The organism is Phaeobacter sp. CC-HEC084 (genome assembly GCF_059429255.1).
This window is the reverse complement of sequence record NZ_JCAIJQ010000009.1, coordinates 1-18,127: the sequence shown is the minus strand read 5'-3', so window position 1 is coordinate 18,127 and position 18,127 is coordinate 1. Positions and strand designations below refer to the sequence as shown.

The window sequence follows — 18,127 nt, the reverse complement described above, 5'->3', positions numbered from 1 at the left end:
GGCCGCGTTTTTTTATCCTTGAGGAGTGGGCAGGGATCAGAAGTCTTCCCAGCCTACCGCCACTTTCGCGGGCGGCTCGTCCGCAAAGAAATCGTCGTTCTCGCTGCCGGGTGCCGGGTGGGCCGATGGCGCGGGCATCGTTGCGATGCTGGCCACGGGGCGACGACCGCCCCCGGTGTTGAAGACCGAGACATGCCGGGCCAGTTCGTTGGCATCGTTGCGCAGGATCTGGGCTGCGGCGGTTGCCTCTTCGACCATGGCGGCGTTGTGCTGGGTGACCTGATCCAGCTGGGTGACGCCGGTGTTGATCTCGGCGAGTGTTGTCGACTGTTCCCGTGCGCCGCCGGCGATCTCGGAGATATGGCCGGAGATGGTGCCGACGCGGTCGATGATCTTCTTCAGCTCGTCACCGGCCTTGCCGACAAGATCAACGCCCTTGTTCACATGCTGGGAACTTTCGGCGATGAGGCCCTTGATCTCCTGAGCAGCATCCGAGGAACGCTGCGCCAAGGCACGTACTTCCGAGGCAACGACGGCAAAGCCACGGCCTGCTTCGCCTGCACGGGCGGCTTCCACCCCGGCGTTCAGCGCCAGAAGGTTGGTCTGGAAGGAGATATCGTCAATGACCGAGATGATCTGCGAGATCTTTTCGGAAGAGGTTTCGATCTGGGACATCGCGTTGACCGCATCGGTCACCACCTTGCCGCTTTGCTCGGCGGTGGATTTCGCCTCGGTCACGATGGTTTCAACTTCCTTGGCGCCATCCGCGGCGGAGCGGACGCTGACGGTCAGCTCTTCCATGGCCGCTGCAGTCTCCTCCAGCGTGGCCGCCTGGCTTTCGGTGCGCTGCGACAGATCGCTGGACGACTGGCTGATTTCCTCGGAGTTTTCCCGGATGCGGGTCGAATTGTCGATCACCGCGTCGATGATGCCGACCATCTTTTCCACGGTGGCATTGTAGTTCTGGCGCAGGCTTTCGTATTCGGTGGCAAAGGGCGTGTCGATGGTCTTGCTCAGATCGCCTTCGGACATGTCCTGCAGCGCCACGTTCAGCGTTTCGACGACCTTTTTCTGCTCAGCCTGGGCCACCTTGCGCTGCTCCTCCACCTCACGGGCGGCGGCCAGTTGGGACTTCAAATGATCCAGCGTCTGGGCAATTCGGCCGATTTCGTCGCGGCGGTCCAGATGGCTGACTTCGGTGTCGTAATCGCCGTCGGCAATCACGTCGATCGACTTGGTGACGCTGCTGAGCGGGCGCGACAGGATAGAGCGCAGTGCAAAGACCGATAATGTACACATGATCACAAACGCGGCGATCGCGAAGACCATGGACATCATTTCGTCAAAGGCGGCTTCGGCAAAGGCCACCTCGGGCGACCAGAGCATTGCGACAGAGCCGACAATGACGGATCCATCTGCCCCGGCCGTCGCGGGAGCGGCAACATAGTAACCGTCCGCCGACATTTCCGTCTGACCAGACTGGGCCGAGGCATGGCCGAGCTCGCTCAGCTTTGCCAGGTCGGCTTCGCTGATTTCTCCTCCGGTTGCAACGACCTTGCCATCCTTGTTTACGGCAACCCCTGCCAGGGCGCGGCCATCGGACAGTTCGATCAGTTTCTCGATATCAGCCGACAGCCGGTCCGAGTCCCCAAACCGGATGGCGCCGCCACTGCGGGCTGCCACGGTGATTGTGACCCCGCTGCCCAGCGTGCGGACGCCCTTTTCAACGGCGGCCTTGAAGGTCTTCTCGTTCTTGTAGGTCAGCGATCCGGCTACCACCAGAGTGGTTGCCGCGATCAACAGGCAGCATTTCATGAATACCGACATGCCTTTGAACAGGGATATCGAGGGAAGACGGACTTTCATTTGTGCACCTTTCGATCTTTTGCAGTGCGTGGAACGCGCTGGATTACATCAGCGATTCAGCGTCAACAGCCACCGTCATTGCTCCGATCGGAGCGCCGGTTGCGGGATCCACAATGGTAAGCGAGATTTGCGCCTGATAGCTTTGGGTAGATGCATCAAGCTCGACATCCCCGAAGTGCGCGGCATCCGGGCCGACGGGGTAGGTCTGCTGGAACTTGGCCTCGTCGCCTTGCCACATGTCAGAGGTCGCCGCCGAGGCAGCCACGTTCAGCCCATGGGCATCCATGACGAAAACTTCGGTGATCTGGCCACCCGATTTCACCACCTGCTCGCGCAGGAAGTCGGCGGCGGCATTCTCCAGCACAGGCGTGATCGTCGGTGTGGAGGCGGTCCCCACTTCGGCGCGCCAAGCTGTGTCCATGGCATCGATCTGAGCCTGCGAATAGCCGGAAGTCCGGGCGTTTTGCCCGTTGATGGCATCAATCAGAACCGGGGCGGTCGCCCAGTCACGGATGCTATTTTCCAGATACGCTTTCATGCTTGGCTCAAAGTCGTTGGCCCAGACGGGCGACAGAACAAGGGAAAACAGGGCGGAACAGGTAACTATACGCATTGGATACTCTTTGCTGTGATTTAGGTCGGGATGCAGACCATGATCGACGCTAGGTCCAAGGGTTTACGGATGAATTAACGGTGCAGTGAGGGGCCTGGGCGGCCTTTGGGCCAGGTTTTGAAGGGGAATTCTGCGTTGCAGCGACTGATCGGGGGCGTGCCTGCGAAATGCAGCAAGCCTCTGAATTACATTCAAAATCACGATTGTGTGACAGGGCGCAGTAAGGAAGACATGGCCTTGAAACAGGGGGAAGGGGGGCGTGTGCACGGGGGGCATTGGAGATAACAAGCTTAAAATTGTAAGTGTTATCTCGCGGTTTTCATGGCGTTTTTGATGGTTGAATATTGACGGCACAGGGGCGGTTACCAGTCGATTCCATTCATGGCATCGCGAGCTTTCGAATATTGGAAAAGTCATTGTGATCTGGACCGAACCGCGCGGCATTGAAGTTGCACTCTGCAAGCCCCTAATGTCACCGCATGATTGAGCTCAAAGACCTACAACTGCTGACGGCGCTGGCCCGACACCAGCATTTCGCCAAAGCTGCACAAGAATGCGGCATGTCGCAGCCTGCCTTCTCGATGCGGATCCGCAACCTGGAGGACAAGTTGGGCGTGTCCATCGTGCGGCGCGGCAACCGGTTTCAGGGTTTGACAGGCGAAGGCGAGCTGATCGTGGCGCGGGGCCGGTCGCTGCTGGATGACGCCCGGGCGCTGGAGCAGGAGATCGCGGCCGCCCGCGGGCAGGTTACTGGCACGCTGGATCTGGGTGTGGTGCCGACGGCCACCAGTTTCGCGGCGCGGTTGGTCAACCGGCTGCAACAAGCCCACCCGCGCATTCTAGCTCGAATCAACGTGATGTCTTCGGCGGCCATCCAGCAGCGTCTGTTCGAGGGAACGCTGGATGCGGGGCTCACGTATATGGACTCCATCGAACAAAATCTTGTGATCAGGCAGCCGCTTTACGACGAACGCTATGTGGTTCTGGCGCCGGTCGGCTTGGTGGCGCAGATCGCTCTGCAGACGGGCGAGGGCGCCGGTGAAATCAGCTGGGCACAGGCTGCTGAACTGCCGCTGAGCCTCTTGGATCAATCGATGCAGAACCGGCGTATTCTGGACTGGATCTTTGCCGAGCAGGGGCTGCGGCCCGAGGTCCTGTCGGAATCCAGCGGCTTTATGTCCGCTATTATTATGGCGCGTGAGGGGCTTGTGGCTACCATCCTGCCGCAAGCGCTGGCCGATGCGCTGGGCCCGATCGAAGGAACCCGGGTGCTGCGGCTGGAGGCGCCGGAACAGGCGCGGCCGATCTGCATGGCCACGCTGGACCGCGAGCCCGAGCTGACCACGGTCCGGGCGCTGAGGGACGTGGTTGCCGCCTTTGAACAATAAGTCTTCGTTATCGTGCCTTATGAATATGCGATTTGACGATATTCACAGCTGATGAAATGCCAAAGCGCATGGCACCAGCGAAGTGGAGATCAACGTGGCACCGTTGGACAATAGCAAGGGCGTATGGAAATCCGGCAAGGGCAAGGGACGCAAAACCCCCAAGGGTCGTCAGCTTGACGATCAGGCCCACGAGGAAGTCTTGGCACTTCTGGGGGACCGCCCCCGCAATCGCGATCTTCTGATCGAATTCCTGCATCTCATCCAAGATGCGTATGGCTGTCTCAGTGCGGCGCATATCCGGGCGCTGGCCGAGGAAATGCGCACCGGTCAGGCCGAGATCTATGAGGTCGCCAGTTTCTACGCACATTTCGATGTGGTGAAGGAAGGCGAGACCCGGCCGCCTGCGCTGACCATCCGGGTTTGCGACAGCCTGTCCTGCGAACTGGCCGGTGCCCAGCAGCTGCAAAAAGCGCTGGAGGATGGGCTGGACCCGTCCGAGGTGCGTGTGCTGCGCGCGCCTTGCATGGGCCGTTGCGACACGGCGCCGGTGCTGGAGATCGGTCACAATCACATCGATCACGCCACCGCGGAAAAGGCGATTGCCGCCGTTCACGCCGGTGACACCCACCCGCAGATCCCCGATTACCAAACCTATGCCGAATATGTCGCCGATGGCGGCTATCGCATCCTTGCCGAGCTGCGCGCGGGCGGCGACTGGGAAGCGGTGCAGGACACGGTGCTTGAGGCCGGTTTGCGCGGTCTTGGCGGCGCCGGTTTCCCCTCGGGTAAGAAATGGGGCTTTGTACGCGCCAATCCTGGTCCCCGCTATCTGGCGGTAAACGGCGATGAGGGCGAGCCCGGCACATTCAAGGACCGTCACCATCTTGAGCGCGACCCGCATATGTTCCTTGAGGGCATGCTGATCGGCGCCTGGGCGGTCGAGGCCGAGAAAGCCTTTATCTATATGCGCGACGAATATCCGGCGGTGCTGGAAATCCTGCGTCGCGAGATCAAGGCGCTGGAAGATGCCGGTATTGTCGAGGAAGGCTATATCGATCTGCGCCGCGGGGCAGGGGCCTATATCTGCGGCGAAGAAAGCGCGATGATCGAAAGCATCGAAGGCAAGCGCGGTGAGCCGCGTCACCGCCCGCCGTTTGTGGCGCAGGTGGGGATCTTTGGTCAGCCGACGCTCGTGCACAATGTCGAAACCCTCTACTGGGTGGCGCGCATCTGCCGGTTTGGCCCCGAAGTGCTGAATTCGGTTGAAAAGAACGGTCGCAAGGGGCTGCGCAACTACTCCGTCTCGGGCCGGGTCAAGAACCCCGGTGTTCATCTGCTGCCCGCAGGTTCCACCATCGCTGATATCATCGAGGCTGCGGGCGGTATGCTCGATGGCCACGCCTTCAAGGCCTATCAGCCGGGCGGTCCGTCCTCCGGTCTGTTGCCAGCGCATATGGACGATATCCCGCTCGATTTCGACACGCTGCAACCGCATGGCACATTCATCGGTTCCGCTGCCGTGGTGGTCCTGTCCGATCAGGACAGCGCCCGCGAGGCCGCGCTCAATATGCTGCGGTTCTTTGAGGATGAAAGCTGCGGTCAATGTACCCCCTGCCGGGCTGGTTGCGAAAAAGCCGTGAAGCTGATGCAGGCCGACAAGTGGGATCAGGGCCTTTTGGAGGAGCTGAGTCAGACCATGGTCGATGCCTCTATCTGTGGTCTGGGCCAGGCCGCGCCGAACCCGATCCGCCTGACCATGAAACATTTCCCGGAGGAGATCTGAGCATGATCCTTCAGTTGATGTTCCGCCCGGCGGGTAACGCCGGGCAGCGCCCGACCCGCCCCAATGGGCGGGCGCTTCACGCCCACCCCGGGTCGGGCGCTCCCCTATTCTCATCTTCGCAAGCCAAGGAGATCTGAGCCATGTCGAAGCAAATCACCTTTACCCTCGACGGCGAACAGGTCACCGCGGATGCGGGCATGACCATCTGGGAAGTCGCGAACGGTCGCGGTCTGAAAATCCCGCACCTGTGCCACAAGCCGCAGCCCGGCTACCGCCCCGACGGCAACTGTCGCGCCTGTATGGTGGAGATCGAAGGCGAGCGCACGCTCGCAGCTTCCTGTATCCGCGAACCCGCCGAGGGCATGGTTGTCACCACCAACAATGCGCGCGCCACAAATGCCCGCAAGATGGTGATGGAACTGCTGGTGGCCGACCAGCCCAAACAGGAAGAGGCGCATGATAAGTCCTCGCACCTGTGGGACATGGCCGAGCTGAACGGGGTTTCGGAGTCGCGTTTCCCGAAACTGGAAGAGGGTCGCATTCCGCTGCTCGACGATAGCCATGTCGCGATGAGCGTGAATCTTGACGCCTGCATCTCCTGCGGCCTCTGCGTGCGCGCCTGCCGCGAAGTGCAGGTGAACGACGTCATCGGGATGGCTGGGCGTGGTCACGATGCCTATCCGACCTTTGATATCGCCGACCCGATGGGCGCATCCTCCTGCGTGGCCTGCGGCGAATGCGTGCAGGCCTGCCCGACCGGCGCGCTGATGCCCGCCTCTGTGGTGGACGAGGCGCAGGTTGGCGACAGCAAGGATTACGATTCCGAAACCGAGAGCGTCTGCCCCTTCTGCGGCGTCGGCTGCAAGGTCAGCCTCAAGGTGAAGGACGGAAAGGTCAAATACGTCGAGGGCATCAATGGCCCGGCGAACGAAGGCCGTCTCTGCGTCAAGGGCCGCTTCGGTTACGACTATATCCACCACCCGCACCGCCTGACCAAGCCGCTGATCCGTCGCGACGACGCTCCCGCCAAGGGGCTGAATGTCGATCCGGGCAACCTCTCCACCCATTTCCGCGAAGCGACTTGGGAAGAGGCGCTGGATCTCGCGGCCAAGGGGCTGATCAAGCTGCGCAACGAGGATCCGCGCAACGTTGCGGGCTTTGGCTCGGCAAAATGCACCAACGAAGAAGCCTATCTCTTCCAGAAGTTCATTCGCCAGGGCTTCAAGCACAATAACGTCGACCACTGCACCCGTCTGTGCCACGCTTCCTCGGTGGCGGCGCTGATCGAAAACGTCGGCTCCGGTGCGGTGACCGCCAGCTTCAACGAGATCGAAAACGCCGATGTGGCGATCATCATCGGTGCCAACCCGATCGAGAACCACCCGGTGGCGGCCACCTACTTCAAGCAGTTCACGAAACGCGGTGGCAAGTTGATCGTGATGGATCCGCGCGGTGTCGGCATGCGCCGCTACGCGACTGAGATGCTGCAGTTCCGTCCCGGGGCGGATGTGTCGATGTTGAACGCGATCATGAACGTGATCGTCGAGGAGGAGCTCTACGACAGCCAGTACATCCACCGCTGGACCGACAACTGGGCCGCCGAGAAAGAGCATCTGCGCCAGTTCACCCCTGAGAAGATGAGCGAAATCTGCGGCATCCCGCCGGAGCAGCTGCGCCGCGTGGCCCGGATGTTCGCTGGCGCGCAATCTGCGCTGATCTTCTGGGGCATGGGCGTCAGCCAGCATATCCACGGCACCGACAATTCGCGCTGCCTGATCAGTCTGGCGCTGATGACCGGCAACGTCGGGCGTCCCGGCACCGGCCTGCACCCGCTGCGCGGTCAGAACAATGTGCAAGGTGCATCCGATGCTGGCCTGATCCCGATGTTCCTGCCGGATTACCAGACGGTGACCAGCGACGAAGTGCGCAGCTCCTTTACCGATGTCTGGGGTGGCGGCGACTTCTCGAACGAGAAGGGCCTGACGGTGACGGAGATCGTCGATCAGGTCTATGCGGGCAATATCAAGGGCATGTACATCCAGGGTGAGAACCCGGCGATGTCCGACCCCGACGCGGATCACGCGCGGGAGGCCTTTGCTAAGCTGGAACTGATGATCGTGCAGGATATCTTCCTGACCGAGACTGCGAACTTTGCCGACATCATCCTGCCCGCCTCGGCCCTTTACGAGAAAAACGGCACCGTCTCGAACACCAACCGGCAGGTGCAGCGGGTCCGCCCGGCTGTCGCCCCTCCGGGTGAGGCGCGCGAGGATTGGTCGATCACCGTCGATCTGGCGCAGCGGATCGGTCTGCCCTGGACCTATACCGATGTGTCCGAGGTCTTTGCCGAGATGAAGCTCAACATGAAGTCGCTCAACAACATCACCTGGGAGCGGCTGGAGAACGAGACCGTGGCCTACCCGTCGCTGTCGCCCGAGGACCCGGGCCAGTCGGTGGTGTTCGGCGATGGCTTCCCGCGCGAAGGCGGCAAGGCGATGTTCACGCCGGCGGCGGTGATCGCGCCGGATGAGGCGCCGGATGATGAGTATCCGATGATCATGACCACCGGCCGCCAGTTGGAGCATTGGCACACCGGAGCGATGACCCGCCGGTCGCTGGTGCTGGATGCGGTAGAGCCGGAAGCGAACTGCTCGCTGCATCCGAAGACCCTGCGCAAACTGGGTGTTGAGCCCGGCGGCATGGTGCGTCTCTCCACCCGGCGCGGTTCGATCAAGATCATGGCGCGCGCCGACCGGGCCGTGTCCGAAGATATGGTCTTTGTGCCCTTCGCCTATGTCGAGGCGGCAGCGAACGTGCTGACCAATTCGGCGCTGGACCCCTACGGCATGATCCCCGAGTTCAAATTCTCGGCGGTCCGGGTCGAAAAGGCGGAAGAGCAGATCGCGGCGGAGTAATCCAGCCAAATGAGACTGTTACCGGGCGCAATGTCATCCACATTGCGCCCGGTTTTATTTGTATGGGTTAACCCAAGAGGGTGATGGCCCCGTTGCCCGCGGCCTGACGCAGGCCGTGCACTTCTTTCAACTCTTCATCGTTGATCCAGCCGAGCGCAGCCTCGGTGCTGTCGAATTCCAGGATCACGCCGACCCCGGTTTCGTCACGGGAGCCTTCAATCACCCGCTGCTGCGGGGAGGAGGTCACGATCCGCACCCCGTGTTTTGCAAGCGCGGCGCCTGCTTTTTCGCGATAGGCGGCAAAGCTGTCGGGGTTGGTGATGGGCAGATTGACATAGGCATAAACCATGATGCGTTTCCTTCTGTGGAGTGGTCGGGTTTGCGACCCGTGTTTCAACCCGTGCTGAATGCCCGGCGGTGCGGTGTAGAAAAACGCGTGAATTTCGACATCAGACATGCAAAAACGCACGCATGAAGATCACATGGGATGATATGCAGACCGTTCTTGCGCTGGTGCGCGGCGGCAATCTGGCCGCTGCGGGCGCGCAGCTGGGGCTGACCTATACCACCGTGGCGCGCCGCATCCGCCGCGCCGAGGAGGCGCTGGGTCGTCCGTTGTTCGAACGCCGCCCCGAGGGCTATCACCCGACCGAAGAGGCGCATGAGATCGCTGCGGCCGCCGCCCGAATGGAGGCCGAGGAGCAGGCGGCGATGCGGCGCCTGTCGGGCCGGGCACAGGATCTGAGCGGCCCTTTGAGCCTCACCGCGCCGCCCTTGCTGATCCAGACCTTTCTGGCGCCGCTTTTGGCAGAGTTCACGGCCGCGCACCCACAGTTGGAGCTGACCGTCAGGGCGGCCAATGGCGTTCTGGATCTCGCCCGGCGTGAGGCTGATCTGGCGCTCAGGATCAGTCGCTACCCGCAAGAGACGCTGGTGGGGCGCAAGCTTGCCGAACAGCAGAGCGGGTTTTTCGCGCTGCCCGAGATCGCCGAAGCGGCGGCGCGTGATCCGCAGGCGCCGCTGGATTGGGTGCTTTATGCGGGGCACGATGCGCCGCCCGCCGCCGCCAGCAAGATCCATCCCGATATACGGGTGCGGGCACGGCTTGATGATATGCCCAGCATGATCGCGGCGGCGCTGGCGGGGATGGGTGCCCTGCGTATGCCCGTCTTCCTTGGGCGCGCCTATCCGCAGTTGGTGCCGCTGCCGCAACTGCCGGTACAGCCCTACGCGCCGATCTGGTTGCTGAGCCACCGGGACCTGCAGGGATCGGCCAAGGTCACGGCGCTCAAGGGCATTCTGGAACCTTGGTTTCGCGACAACAGAACCCTGTTCTCATGCCTGCCCTGAGGCGCTAGCATCGCGGCAGATTTCAAAAAGGATTTCCCATGCCGCGCCGATTTGTCGATCTTTCCGTTGCTCTAGAAACAGGTATCCAGTCCGACCCAGAGATCATGCTGCCGCAGATCGAATACCTTTCTCACGATCAGACCGCTGAACAGGTGATGAGCTTTTTCCCGGGGCTGAAGCGCGAGGATCTTCCCGGCGGTGAGGGCTGGGCGATCGAACGGCTGCAGATCGCCACCCACAACGGCACCCATCTGGATGCGCCCTATCACCATCATTCCACCATGAATGGCGGGGAGCGGGCGATCACCATCGACGAGGTGCCGCTGGAATGGTGCATGGCGCCGGGGGTAAAATTGGATTTCCGCCATTTCGACGATGGCTATGTGGTTACAGCCGCGGATGTGGAGGCCGAGCTGGACCGGATCGGCCACGAATTGCAGCCGCTTGATATCGTGGTGGTCAATACCTCGGCCGGGGCGCGCTATGGGCATCCCGATTACCTCGTGCGGGGCTGCGGCATCGGGCGGGAGGCGACGCTGTACCTGACCGAGCGGGGTGTGCGTGTCACCGGCACGGATGCCTGGAGCTGGGATGCGCCCTTTCCGCTGACGGCGCAGGAATACGCAAAATCGGGCGATCCCGCGATTATCTGGGAAGGGCACCGCGCCTCGATGGAGGTGGGCTATTGCCATATGGAGAAGCTGACCAACCTTGACCAGCTGCCGCCGACAGGGTTCGAGATTTCCTGCTTTCCGTTCAAGATCAAGGGTGCCTCTGCCGGGTTCATTCGGGCGGTGGCGATCTTCAACGACTAAGGAACAGCGCGCTGTTCAGCGATGGCGCGCCATGAAGCGGTCGATGTCCTTTTGCGCGGGCTTCTGGCCGGTGAAAACCTCCATATAGCCCGGCATCCGCGCCAGACGCTGGGCCGCGTCCTCGTGCACCTGCATCGAGATATAGCCGATCTGAGTGTAGATCATGGTGAGCGCGCGGATCTCGGCGTCCTCGGGATCATACCCGTACCGGATCAGCATATCGGTCATCGCCCTCTTGCGGCGAGCATCGGCCAGATCCAGTCGAGCCTGTAGCGACGGGTCGCTGCGCGCCCAGTTGCGGATCGCCAGATCCAGCCGGGAATCGAACAGATCCGGGGCCAGCCAGCAATCAAACAGGTTGAACACCGCCTCGAACAGGTTCTCTGCATAGGCTTCGGTGCGGGCGACCAGATTGCCGGTGTTCTTGTCCTCCCAGTGGCGGATCATCGCCTCCAGTAGCGCCTCGCGATCCTTGAAGTACCAGTAGAAACTGGTGCGCGAGACCCCCAGTTTTTTCGCCAGCGGCATGATTTTCACCGCGCCGACGCCATGGGCGGTCAGCTCTTCATAGGCGGCCATCAGCCAGGCATCCGCGCTGCTGGTCTGCTGGGAGAGTTCTGCAAGGGTCTGAGAAGCGTTCATGGTATTTTGCATAACAGCGACATCCTCGTGACGCAATCGAAGTTGACGTATGTGATTATTGAATTGACACTTGTGTCAACTGATGATGTCAATTCGATAAGAGGAGGTCGCACAGATGGCAGAGGTGGCAGTCAAATCGCGGGGTCGGCGGGCGCGCCGCAGCGCTGGGCGCACGGCAGAGCCGGGGCAGAACGAACACCTGCGCGTGCCCTATATCAGCCGCAGGATCCCCACCTATGACATCCTGTCCGAGGAGAGCCTTGCGCAGATCGAGGCCACCGCCGAGCGTATCATGTCCGAAATCGGACTGGAGTTCCGCGACGATCCCGAAACCGTTGCCCTGTTCCGCGCAGCGGGCGCCGCGGTGACCGATCTGACCGCCAGCAGCTGGAATCTGAAATTTGCCCCCGGCATGATCCGGGAGATTCTGAAAACCGCGCCCGCGCGATTTACCCAGCACGCCCGCAATCCCGCCAACTCGGTTGAGATCGGCGGCGATGCCATGGTGCTGGCGCCCTCTTACGGCTCTCCCTTCGTGATGGATCTGGACAATGGCCGCCGCTACGGCACCATCGCCGATTTCCGCAATTTCGTGAAACTGGCGCAGATGAGCCCCTTCCTGCACCATTCCGGCGGCACCATCTGCGAGCCGACCGATATTGCCGTCAACAAGCGGCATCTGGATATGGTTTATGCCCATATGCGCTATAGCGACCGGGCCTTCCTGGGATCGATCACCGCGCCCGAGCGTGCCGAGGACAGTATCGAGATGTGCCGCATCCTGTTTGGTGCGGATTTCGTCGACCAGAACTGCGTCATCATGGGCAATTTCAACACCACCTCGCCGCTGGTGATTGATGGCGTCACCTCGCAGGGGATCCGCGCCTATGCGGCGGCGGGGCAAGGGTCGATCCATCTGCCCTTCCTGCTTGGCGGGGCAGTGGCGCCGCTGACTATGGCGGGGGCGCTAGCGCAATGCCTGGCCGAAACCATGGTGTCCTGCGCCATCACCCAGTTGGTGCGCCCCGGTGCGCCTGCCATTCTAGGCTCTTTCATCAGTTCCATGTCGCTGCGGTCGGGCTCGCCCACCTTTGGTACACCGGAACCGGCGCTGGCCTCGCTGGCCATGGGGCAGCTGGCGCGTCGCTTGAATCTGCCGCTGCGCTGCGCCGGGAATTTCTCAACCTCGAAACTGCCGGATGCGCAGGCGATGCAGCAGTCGATGATGTCGATGATGTCTGCGGTGCAATGCGGGGCCAATTACATCCTGCATTCGGCGGGCTTCCTCGACGGGCTTTTGTCGATGTCCTACGAAAAATTCATTCTCGATACGGACCTTTGCGGTGCGCTGCATGCCTATCTGAAAGGGTTCGAGGTCAACGAAGACACGCTCGGGTTCGACGCTCTGGCCGAAGGCGGCCCCGGGCAGCACCTGTTTTCCACCCAGCACACCCTGCGCCATTACCAGACCGCCTATTGGGACAGCGCGGTGGACGATCACCAGCCTTGGGAAACCTGGGATGAAAAGGGCGGCGTCGATGCGGCCTCCCGTGCCAACGCCCGCTGGAAGGCACAGCTGGCCGCATATGAGGCGCCTGCCATGGATGAGGCCACCGATGAGGCGCTTCAGGCCTTTATCACCCGGAAGAAAGCCAAGGTCCCCGATGCCTGGTATTAAAGCCGACACTGAGGCCTTTTCCTGAACCCGTTTCCGTTTCACCATTGACCCGACAACCCCGCAACAGATGCCCGCAAGGAGAGCGCCAAGATGTCCAATGATCCGCTTTTGCAGCCCTACCAACTGAAACACCTGACCCTGCGCAACCGGATCATGACCACCAGCCATGAACCGGCTTATCCCGAGGATGGCATGCCAAAGGAACGCTATGCCGCCTACCACGCGGAACGGGCCAAGGCAGGGGTGGCGCTGACCATGACGGCGGGGTCGGCGGCGGTGTCCAAGGACAGCCCGCCGGTGTTCAACAACGTGCTGGCCTATAAGGACGAGGTGGTGCCTTGGATCCAGGCGCTGACCGACCGGGTGCACGAACACGGTGCGGCGGTGATGATCCAGCTGACCCATCTGGGGCGCCGCACCAACTGGAACAAGGGCGACTGGCTGCCTTCGGTCAGCTCCACCCGCCACCGCGAACCGGCGCACCGGGCCTTTCCGAAACTGGCCGAGGATTGGGATATCGAACGGATCATCACCGATTTCGCCGATGCCGCCGAGCGGATGAAGGCAGGCGGCATGGATGGTATCGAGTTGCAGGTCTACGGGCACCTTCTGGATCAGTTCTGGTCGCCGCTGACCAATGATCTGGATGGTCCCTATGGTGGCGCGAGTCTGGAAAGCCGCATGAAATTGCCGCTCGATGTGCTTCAGGCGGTGCGCGACCGGGTCGGCGAGGAATTCATCGTCGGCCTGCGCTACACGGCGGATGAGGATCAGACCGGTGGCATCACCCCCGAAGAGGGGCTGGAAATCTCCAAACGACTCGCCGCGACTGGCATGGTGGATTTCCTCAACGTGATCCGGGGGCGCATCCATACCGATCCGGCGATGACCGACGTGATCCCGGTGCAGGGCATGGCCGCCGCGCCGCATCTTGATTTTGCCGGGTCGGTGAAACAGGCCACCGGCATGCCCACCTTCCATGCCGCGCGCATTCCCGATGTGGCGACGGCGCGCCATGCGGTGGCCTCGGGGCTCTTGGACATGGTGGGGATGACCCGCGCCCATATGGCCGACCCCCATGTGGTAAAAAAGATCATGGAGGGGCGCGAGGATGATATCCGTCCCTGCGTCGGGGCCACCTATTGTCTGGACCGGATCTATCAGGCGGGCGATGCCCTGTGCATCCACAACGCCGCAACGGGGCGCGAGCTGACCATGCCGCATGACATTCCGGCGGCAGACGAGAAGAAGAAGGTCGTCATCATCGGCGCCGGCCCTGCTGGACTGGAGGCAGCGCGTGTTGCCGCCGAGCGTGGTCATGACGTGACTGTGTTCGAGGCTGCCGCCGACCCCGGTGGGCAGGTCCTGCTGACGGCGCAAAGCCCGCGCCGACGCGAGATGATCGGCATCATCGACTGGCGCATGGCCCAATGTGCGGCGCGTGATGTGACCTTCCTCTTCAATACCTGGGCCGAGGCGGCGGATGTCACCGCCCTCAACCCCGATGTGGTGATCGTCGCCACTGGCGGTCTGCCCAACGGCCACCTGTTCGAGGTCAAGGAGGAAGCCGCCAACGTGATTTCGGCCTGGGATCTGATTTCAGGCGATGTGAAGCCTGCGCAGAACGTGCTGATCTATGATGAAAGCGGCGATCACCCCGGCCTGATGGCGGCCGAGGCTGCGGCTGCGGCAGGCAGCACAGTCGAGGTGATGACCCCGGATCGTGTGTTCGCGCCGGATATCATGGCGATGAACCTGGTGCCTTACATGCGCAGCCTTCAGGACAAGGATGTGCGCTTTACCGTGACGCGTCGTCTGCTCGATGTGGCCAAGAACGGCAATGTCCTGACCGCCACCATCGGCACCGATTACAGCGATCACAGCTATACCGCCGATTATGATCAGGTGGTGGTGAACTATGGCACCCTGCCGCTGGATGATCTCTACTTCGATCTGAAACCGCTTAGCCGTAATGGCGGTGAGCTGGATCACGAGGCGCTGATCGCAGGGAAGCCGCAACAGGTGGCGCGCAATGAAGATGGCACCTTCCAGCTGTTCCGCATCGGCGATGCGGTTTCGGCCCGCAACACCCATGCGGCGATCTATGATGCCTTGCGCCTGATGAAGGACATCTGAGATGCGCATTGGCGTCATCGGAACCGGCACCATCGCGGCCGCGGTGGTGCGCGGCATTGAGGGCGACGGCCACCAGATCACGGTTTCGGAGCGCAGCACGGGTGTCTCTGCTGCGCTGGCCGATGCGTTTGAAAACGTGACCATCGCGCCGAACCAGCAGGTTCTGGATCAAAGCGATGTGATCTTTCTCGGGCTCATGGCCGGGGCCGCGCCGGGTATCCTCGCGCCGCTCACCTTTCGCGCGGATCAGCGGGTGATCTCCTTCATGGCGGGCGCCGATCTCGGGCTGGTGGGGGAGCTAGTCGCCCCCGCGCGGGCCTCGGCGGTGATGATGCCCTTCCCCGGCATTGCGCAGGGCGGATCCGCCATCATGGCGCAGGGCGATACCGATCTGGTCAATGAAATCTTTGGCATCCGCAATACCGTTTTTGCGCTGAAGGACAGTGCGGAACTGGACGCCTATCTTTGTGCGCAGGCGGTGCTGTCACCGGTGGCGCGCATGGTTGGCGATGCAGCGGATTGGCTGGGGGAGCGCGTTGCAGATCCGGCGCAGGGAGAGGCCTTCCTGCGGATGCTGGTCGCCACCAGCCTCGCCGAGGCAGGCTGCGCCGATCTGATCGAAGCGCTGAACACGCCCGGCGGCTATAACCAGCGCCTGCGCCTGCATATGGAGGACGCCGGGATCACCGGCGATCTGATGTCAGGACTGAACGACCTGGAGGGCTGAGCCATGAGCACCTTTCCGCATATCTTTCGCCCGGTGACCCTGCGCCATAAGACGCTGCGCAATCGTATCGTTTTTGGCGCCCATACCACCAACATGGCCCATGGCGGCCTGCCGGGGGAGGCGCATACGGCCTATTACCGCGAACGGGCGCTGGGCGGCGCGGCGATGATCGTGGTCGAGCCGATGCCGGTGCATGCCTCTGCGGTGCTGACGCGCGGGAATTTCCTCCATTCCAGCGATGAAGTGATCCCCCACTTCCGTCGCCTGACCGAGGCCAGCAAGGCCGAAGGCGCGGTGATGATTCAGCAGCTCTATCACGTCGGCGCCCACGGCGATCAGGACAACTCCTGGCACGCCGCCTGGTCGCCCTCGGGTGGGCCAAGTTACCACGACAGCGACGCCAGCCACATGATGAGCGAGGCCGAAATCGAGGAAACCATCGAAGGGTTCGTTCAGGCCGCGATCCGCTGCCAAAAAGCAGGGTTCGACGGGGTCGAGGTCTGGGCCGCCTACCATTGCCTGCTCGATCAGTTCTGGACGCCCTTTTCCAACCAGCGCGATGATCGCTGGGGCGGCAGTCTGGAGAACCGCACCCGCCTGTCGCGCGAGATCCTGCACCGCATCCGCCGCGCCTGCGGGGAGGACTTTATCATCGGCCTGTCGGTCAATGACGAACCGGGGGTCGATATTGCTCTCAGCCGTGAAAGCATGGCCGAGATCGTCGCCCTGCACGACAGCGAAGGTGCAATGGACTATGTGACCGTCGGCTCCGGTTCCTATTTCGATTTCGCCCGGTTGCTGCCCAGCTTTCAGCACGGGGAGAAGCTGACCTCGGATCTGGCCGGAACGCTGAAGGGCGCGGTAGGGCAGGCCCTTGTGACCTCCGAAAGTCATATCCGCACGCCGGAGAACGCCAATACCCTTCTGGGCGCGGGAGAGGCAGATCTGGTGTCCCTGGTGCGCGGCCAGATCGCCGATCCGCATCTGGTGGCTAAGGCAGAGACGGGCAGGGCAGAGGATATCCGGGGCTGCCTGTCCTGTAACCAGCAGTGTTGGGGGAGGCGCAGCCGGGATTACTGGATTTCCTGCTTGGTCAATCCATCCGCCGGGCGAGAGCATGACTGGGGCGGTGATCGCTTCAACCCGACGACCGATCCGAAAAAGGTGCTGGTGGTCGGCGGTGGCCCCGCCGGGCTGGAGGCTGCCCGGGTTGCGGCCGAGCGTGGCCACCACGTGACCCTGGTCGAGGCGGCTGCGCATCTAGGGGGGCAATTCCATCTGGCTGGTCTGCAGCCACGCCGGGGGCAGATTACCGATCTGATCAGCTGGTACGATCGCCAGCTCACTCGTCTGGGCGTTGATGTCCGGCTCAACGCCTATGTGGATGCGAAGGACATAAAGGGCGAGGGCGCCGATAGGGTGGTCCTGGCTACCGGCAGCCAGCCGACGGAGACCGGGTTCCAAAAGGCCCTACCGCATCTGGCCCACCTGCCGGGGATCGAACACGGCCACGTCTGGTCCGCCGAGGATGTGATGGCCCGCCGTGCCCGTCTGGGCCGGGAGGTGATCGTGCTGGATGAAGGCGGCAACTGGCGCGGCTGCGGCACCGCCTGGCGGCTGGCCGAAGACGGGCACCGGGTGACGCTGGTGACGCCGGACCCGATGGTGGGCAAGGAGCTGCAGCGTTCGGCCACGGATCTCCACCTGCGCCGCGCACTGGCGGAGCTGGGTGTCACCTTCGTGACCGAGGCCGCCATCGCAGGCTGGGACGAGCAGGGCGCGACGGTGACCTGCCTGCTGACCGGCTCGCAAAGGGCCATTCCGGCCGACGATTTGGTAATGGCGGTCCCGAACCATGCGGATATGTCTCTGCGGGACGAGTTGATCGGGCTGGGTGTTACGCCGCAACTCGTCGGTGATGCCGATGCGCCCCGGATGGCGGCGCAGGCAATTTTCGATGGTCGTCGAGTCGGTTTGGCCCTCTGACCGGCTCTCGTCCGGGCGATTCCCATCCGATTCCAACCCGATTCAGGTGTGATTCAACGGTGCTCTGTGGATAACCCTGTGGAGGACTAAGCGTCCCTCGCCGAGTGTGGGGGGAAGGACCAGCAAATAGGAGAATGTACTGCTCAATCGCACATCGGGGCCAGATTTAAGTGTTGGTTAAGCATTTGATTTTGTTGAATATTACGAGAAAATTCCCGTTTTTTCGGT

14 protein-coding genes are annotated in these 18,127 nt (G+C 62.2%); 10 read left to right on the top strand and 4 right to left on the bottom strand.

The features are described from left to right. Positions 1-36 precede the first annotated feature (36 nt). Positions 37-1,866, bottom strand: coding sequence for a methyl-accepting chemotaxis protein (locus AC5SSZ_RS17260; RefSeq protein WP_065272784.1), 1,830 nt, complete (start codon positions 1,864-1,866; stop codon positions 37-39). Positions 1,867-1,909: 43 nt separating this feature from the next. Beyond that, the gene (locus tag AC5SSZ_RS17255; RefSeq protein WP_065272785.1) at positions 1,910-2,479 is read right to left on the bottom strand and encodes a hypothetical protein; all 570 of its coding nucleotides are present in this window, start codon (positions 2,477-2,479) and stop codon (positions 1,910-1,912) included. A 479-nt stretch (positions 2,480-2,958) separates the two neighbouring features. On the opposite strand from AC5SSZ_RS17255, the gene AC5SSZ_RS17250 reads away from it, so the two are divergent. The 4 genes from AC5SSZ_RS17250 to fdhF all read left to right on the top strand — a co-directional run bounded on the left by AC5SSZ_RS17250 (position 2,959) and on the right by fdhF (position 8,565). Next, positions 2,959-3,867, top strand: a complete 909-nt coding sequence (locus AC5SSZ_RS17250) for a LysR family transcriptional regulator (RefSeq protein ID WP_495439054.1) — start codon at positions 2,959-2,961, stop codon at positions 3,865-3,867. Between the two features lie 94 nt (positions 3,868-3,961). Beyond that, positions 3,962-5,650, top strand: a complete 1,689-nt coding sequence (locus AC5SSZ_RS17245) for an NAD(P)H-dependent oxidoreductase subunit E (RefSeq protein ID WP_495439053.1) — start codon at positions 3,962-3,964, stop codon at positions 5,648-5,650. A 2-nt stretch (positions 5,651-5,652) separates the two neighbouring features. Then, entirely contained in the window at positions 5,653-5,787 is a 135-nt protein-coding gene (locus AC5SSZ_RS17240) for a hypothetical protein (RefSeq protein WP_495439051.1), read from the top strand. 3 nt (positions 5,788-5,790) lie between these two features. After that, positions 5,791-8,565: a formate dehydrogenase subunit alpha gene (gene fdhF / locus AC5SSZ_RS17235; protein ID WP_274831231.1), complete on the top strand. Its 2,775-nt coding sequence runs from the start codon at positions 5,791-5,793 to the stop codon at positions 8,563-8,565. Positions 8,566-8,632: 67 nt separating this feature from the next. Here fdhF and AC5SSZ_RS17230 read toward each other — a convergent pair whose 3' ends face one another. Then, positions 8,633-8,914, bottom strand: coding sequence for a DUF1330 domain-containing protein (locus AC5SSZ_RS17230; RefSeq protein WP_274827823.1), 282 nt, complete (start codon positions 8,912-8,914; stop codon positions 8,633-8,635). Positions 8,915-9,036: 122 nt separating this feature from the next. On the opposite strand from AC5SSZ_RS17230, the gene AC5SSZ_RS17225 reads away from it, so the two are divergent. Both AC5SSZ_RS17225 and AC5SSZ_RS17220 read left to right on the top strand, forming a co-directional pair. Then, complete coding sequence (locus AC5SSZ_RS17225) at positions 9,037-9,915, top strand: LysR family transcriptional regulator (RefSeq protein ID WP_495439049.1); 879 nt, start codon at positions 9,037-9,039, stop codon at positions 9,913-9,915. A gap of 38 nt (positions 9,916-9,953) precedes the next feature. Further along, entirely contained in the window at positions 9,954-10,730 is a 777-nt protein-coding gene (locus AC5SSZ_RS17220; protein WP_274867112.1) for a cyclase family protein, read from the top strand. 15 nt (positions 10,731-10,745) lie between these two features. Here AC5SSZ_RS17220 and AC5SSZ_RS17215 read toward each other — a convergent pair whose 3' ends face one another. Continuing rightward, a complete protein-coding gene (locus tag AC5SSZ_RS17215) occupies positions 10,746-11,384 on the bottom strand; it encodes a TetR/AcrR family transcriptional regulator (RefSeq protein WP_495439047.1) in 639 nt (212 codons plus the stop codon). Positions 11,385-11,487: 103 nt separating this feature from the next. On the opposite strand from AC5SSZ_RS17215, the gene AC5SSZ_RS17210 reads away from it, so the two are divergent. The 4 genes from AC5SSZ_RS17210 to AC5SSZ_RS17195 all read left to right on the top strand — a co-directional run bounded on the left by AC5SSZ_RS17210 (position 11,488) and on the right by AC5SSZ_RS17195 (position 17,899). After that, complete coding sequence (locus AC5SSZ_RS17210) at positions 11,488-13,050, top strand: trimethylamine methyltransferase family protein (RefSeq protein WP_495439045.1); 1,563 nt, start codon at positions 11,488-11,490, stop codon at positions 13,048-13,050. Between the two features lie 90 nt (positions 13,051-13,140). After that, positions 13,141-15,186 (top strand): oxidoreductase, encoded by a 2,046-nt coding sequence (locus AC5SSZ_RS17205; protein ID WP_495439043.1) that lies wholly within the window; start codon positions 13,141-13,143, stop codon positions 15,184-15,186. A gap of 1 nt (position 15,187) precedes the next feature. Continuing rightward, positions 15,188-15,913, top strand: a complete 726-nt coding sequence (locus AC5SSZ_RS17200; RefSeq protein WP_274837694.1) for an NAD(P)-binding domain-containing protein — start codon at positions 15,188-15,190, stop codon at positions 15,911-15,913. Between the two features lie 3 nt (positions 15,914-15,916). After that, on the top strand, positions 15,917-17,899 hold the full coding sequence (locus AC5SSZ_RS17195; protein WP_495439041.1) for an oxidoreductase: 1,983 nt from the start codon (positions 15,917-15,919) through the stop codon (positions 17,897-17,899). Positions 17,900-18,127 lie beyond the last annotated feature (228 nt).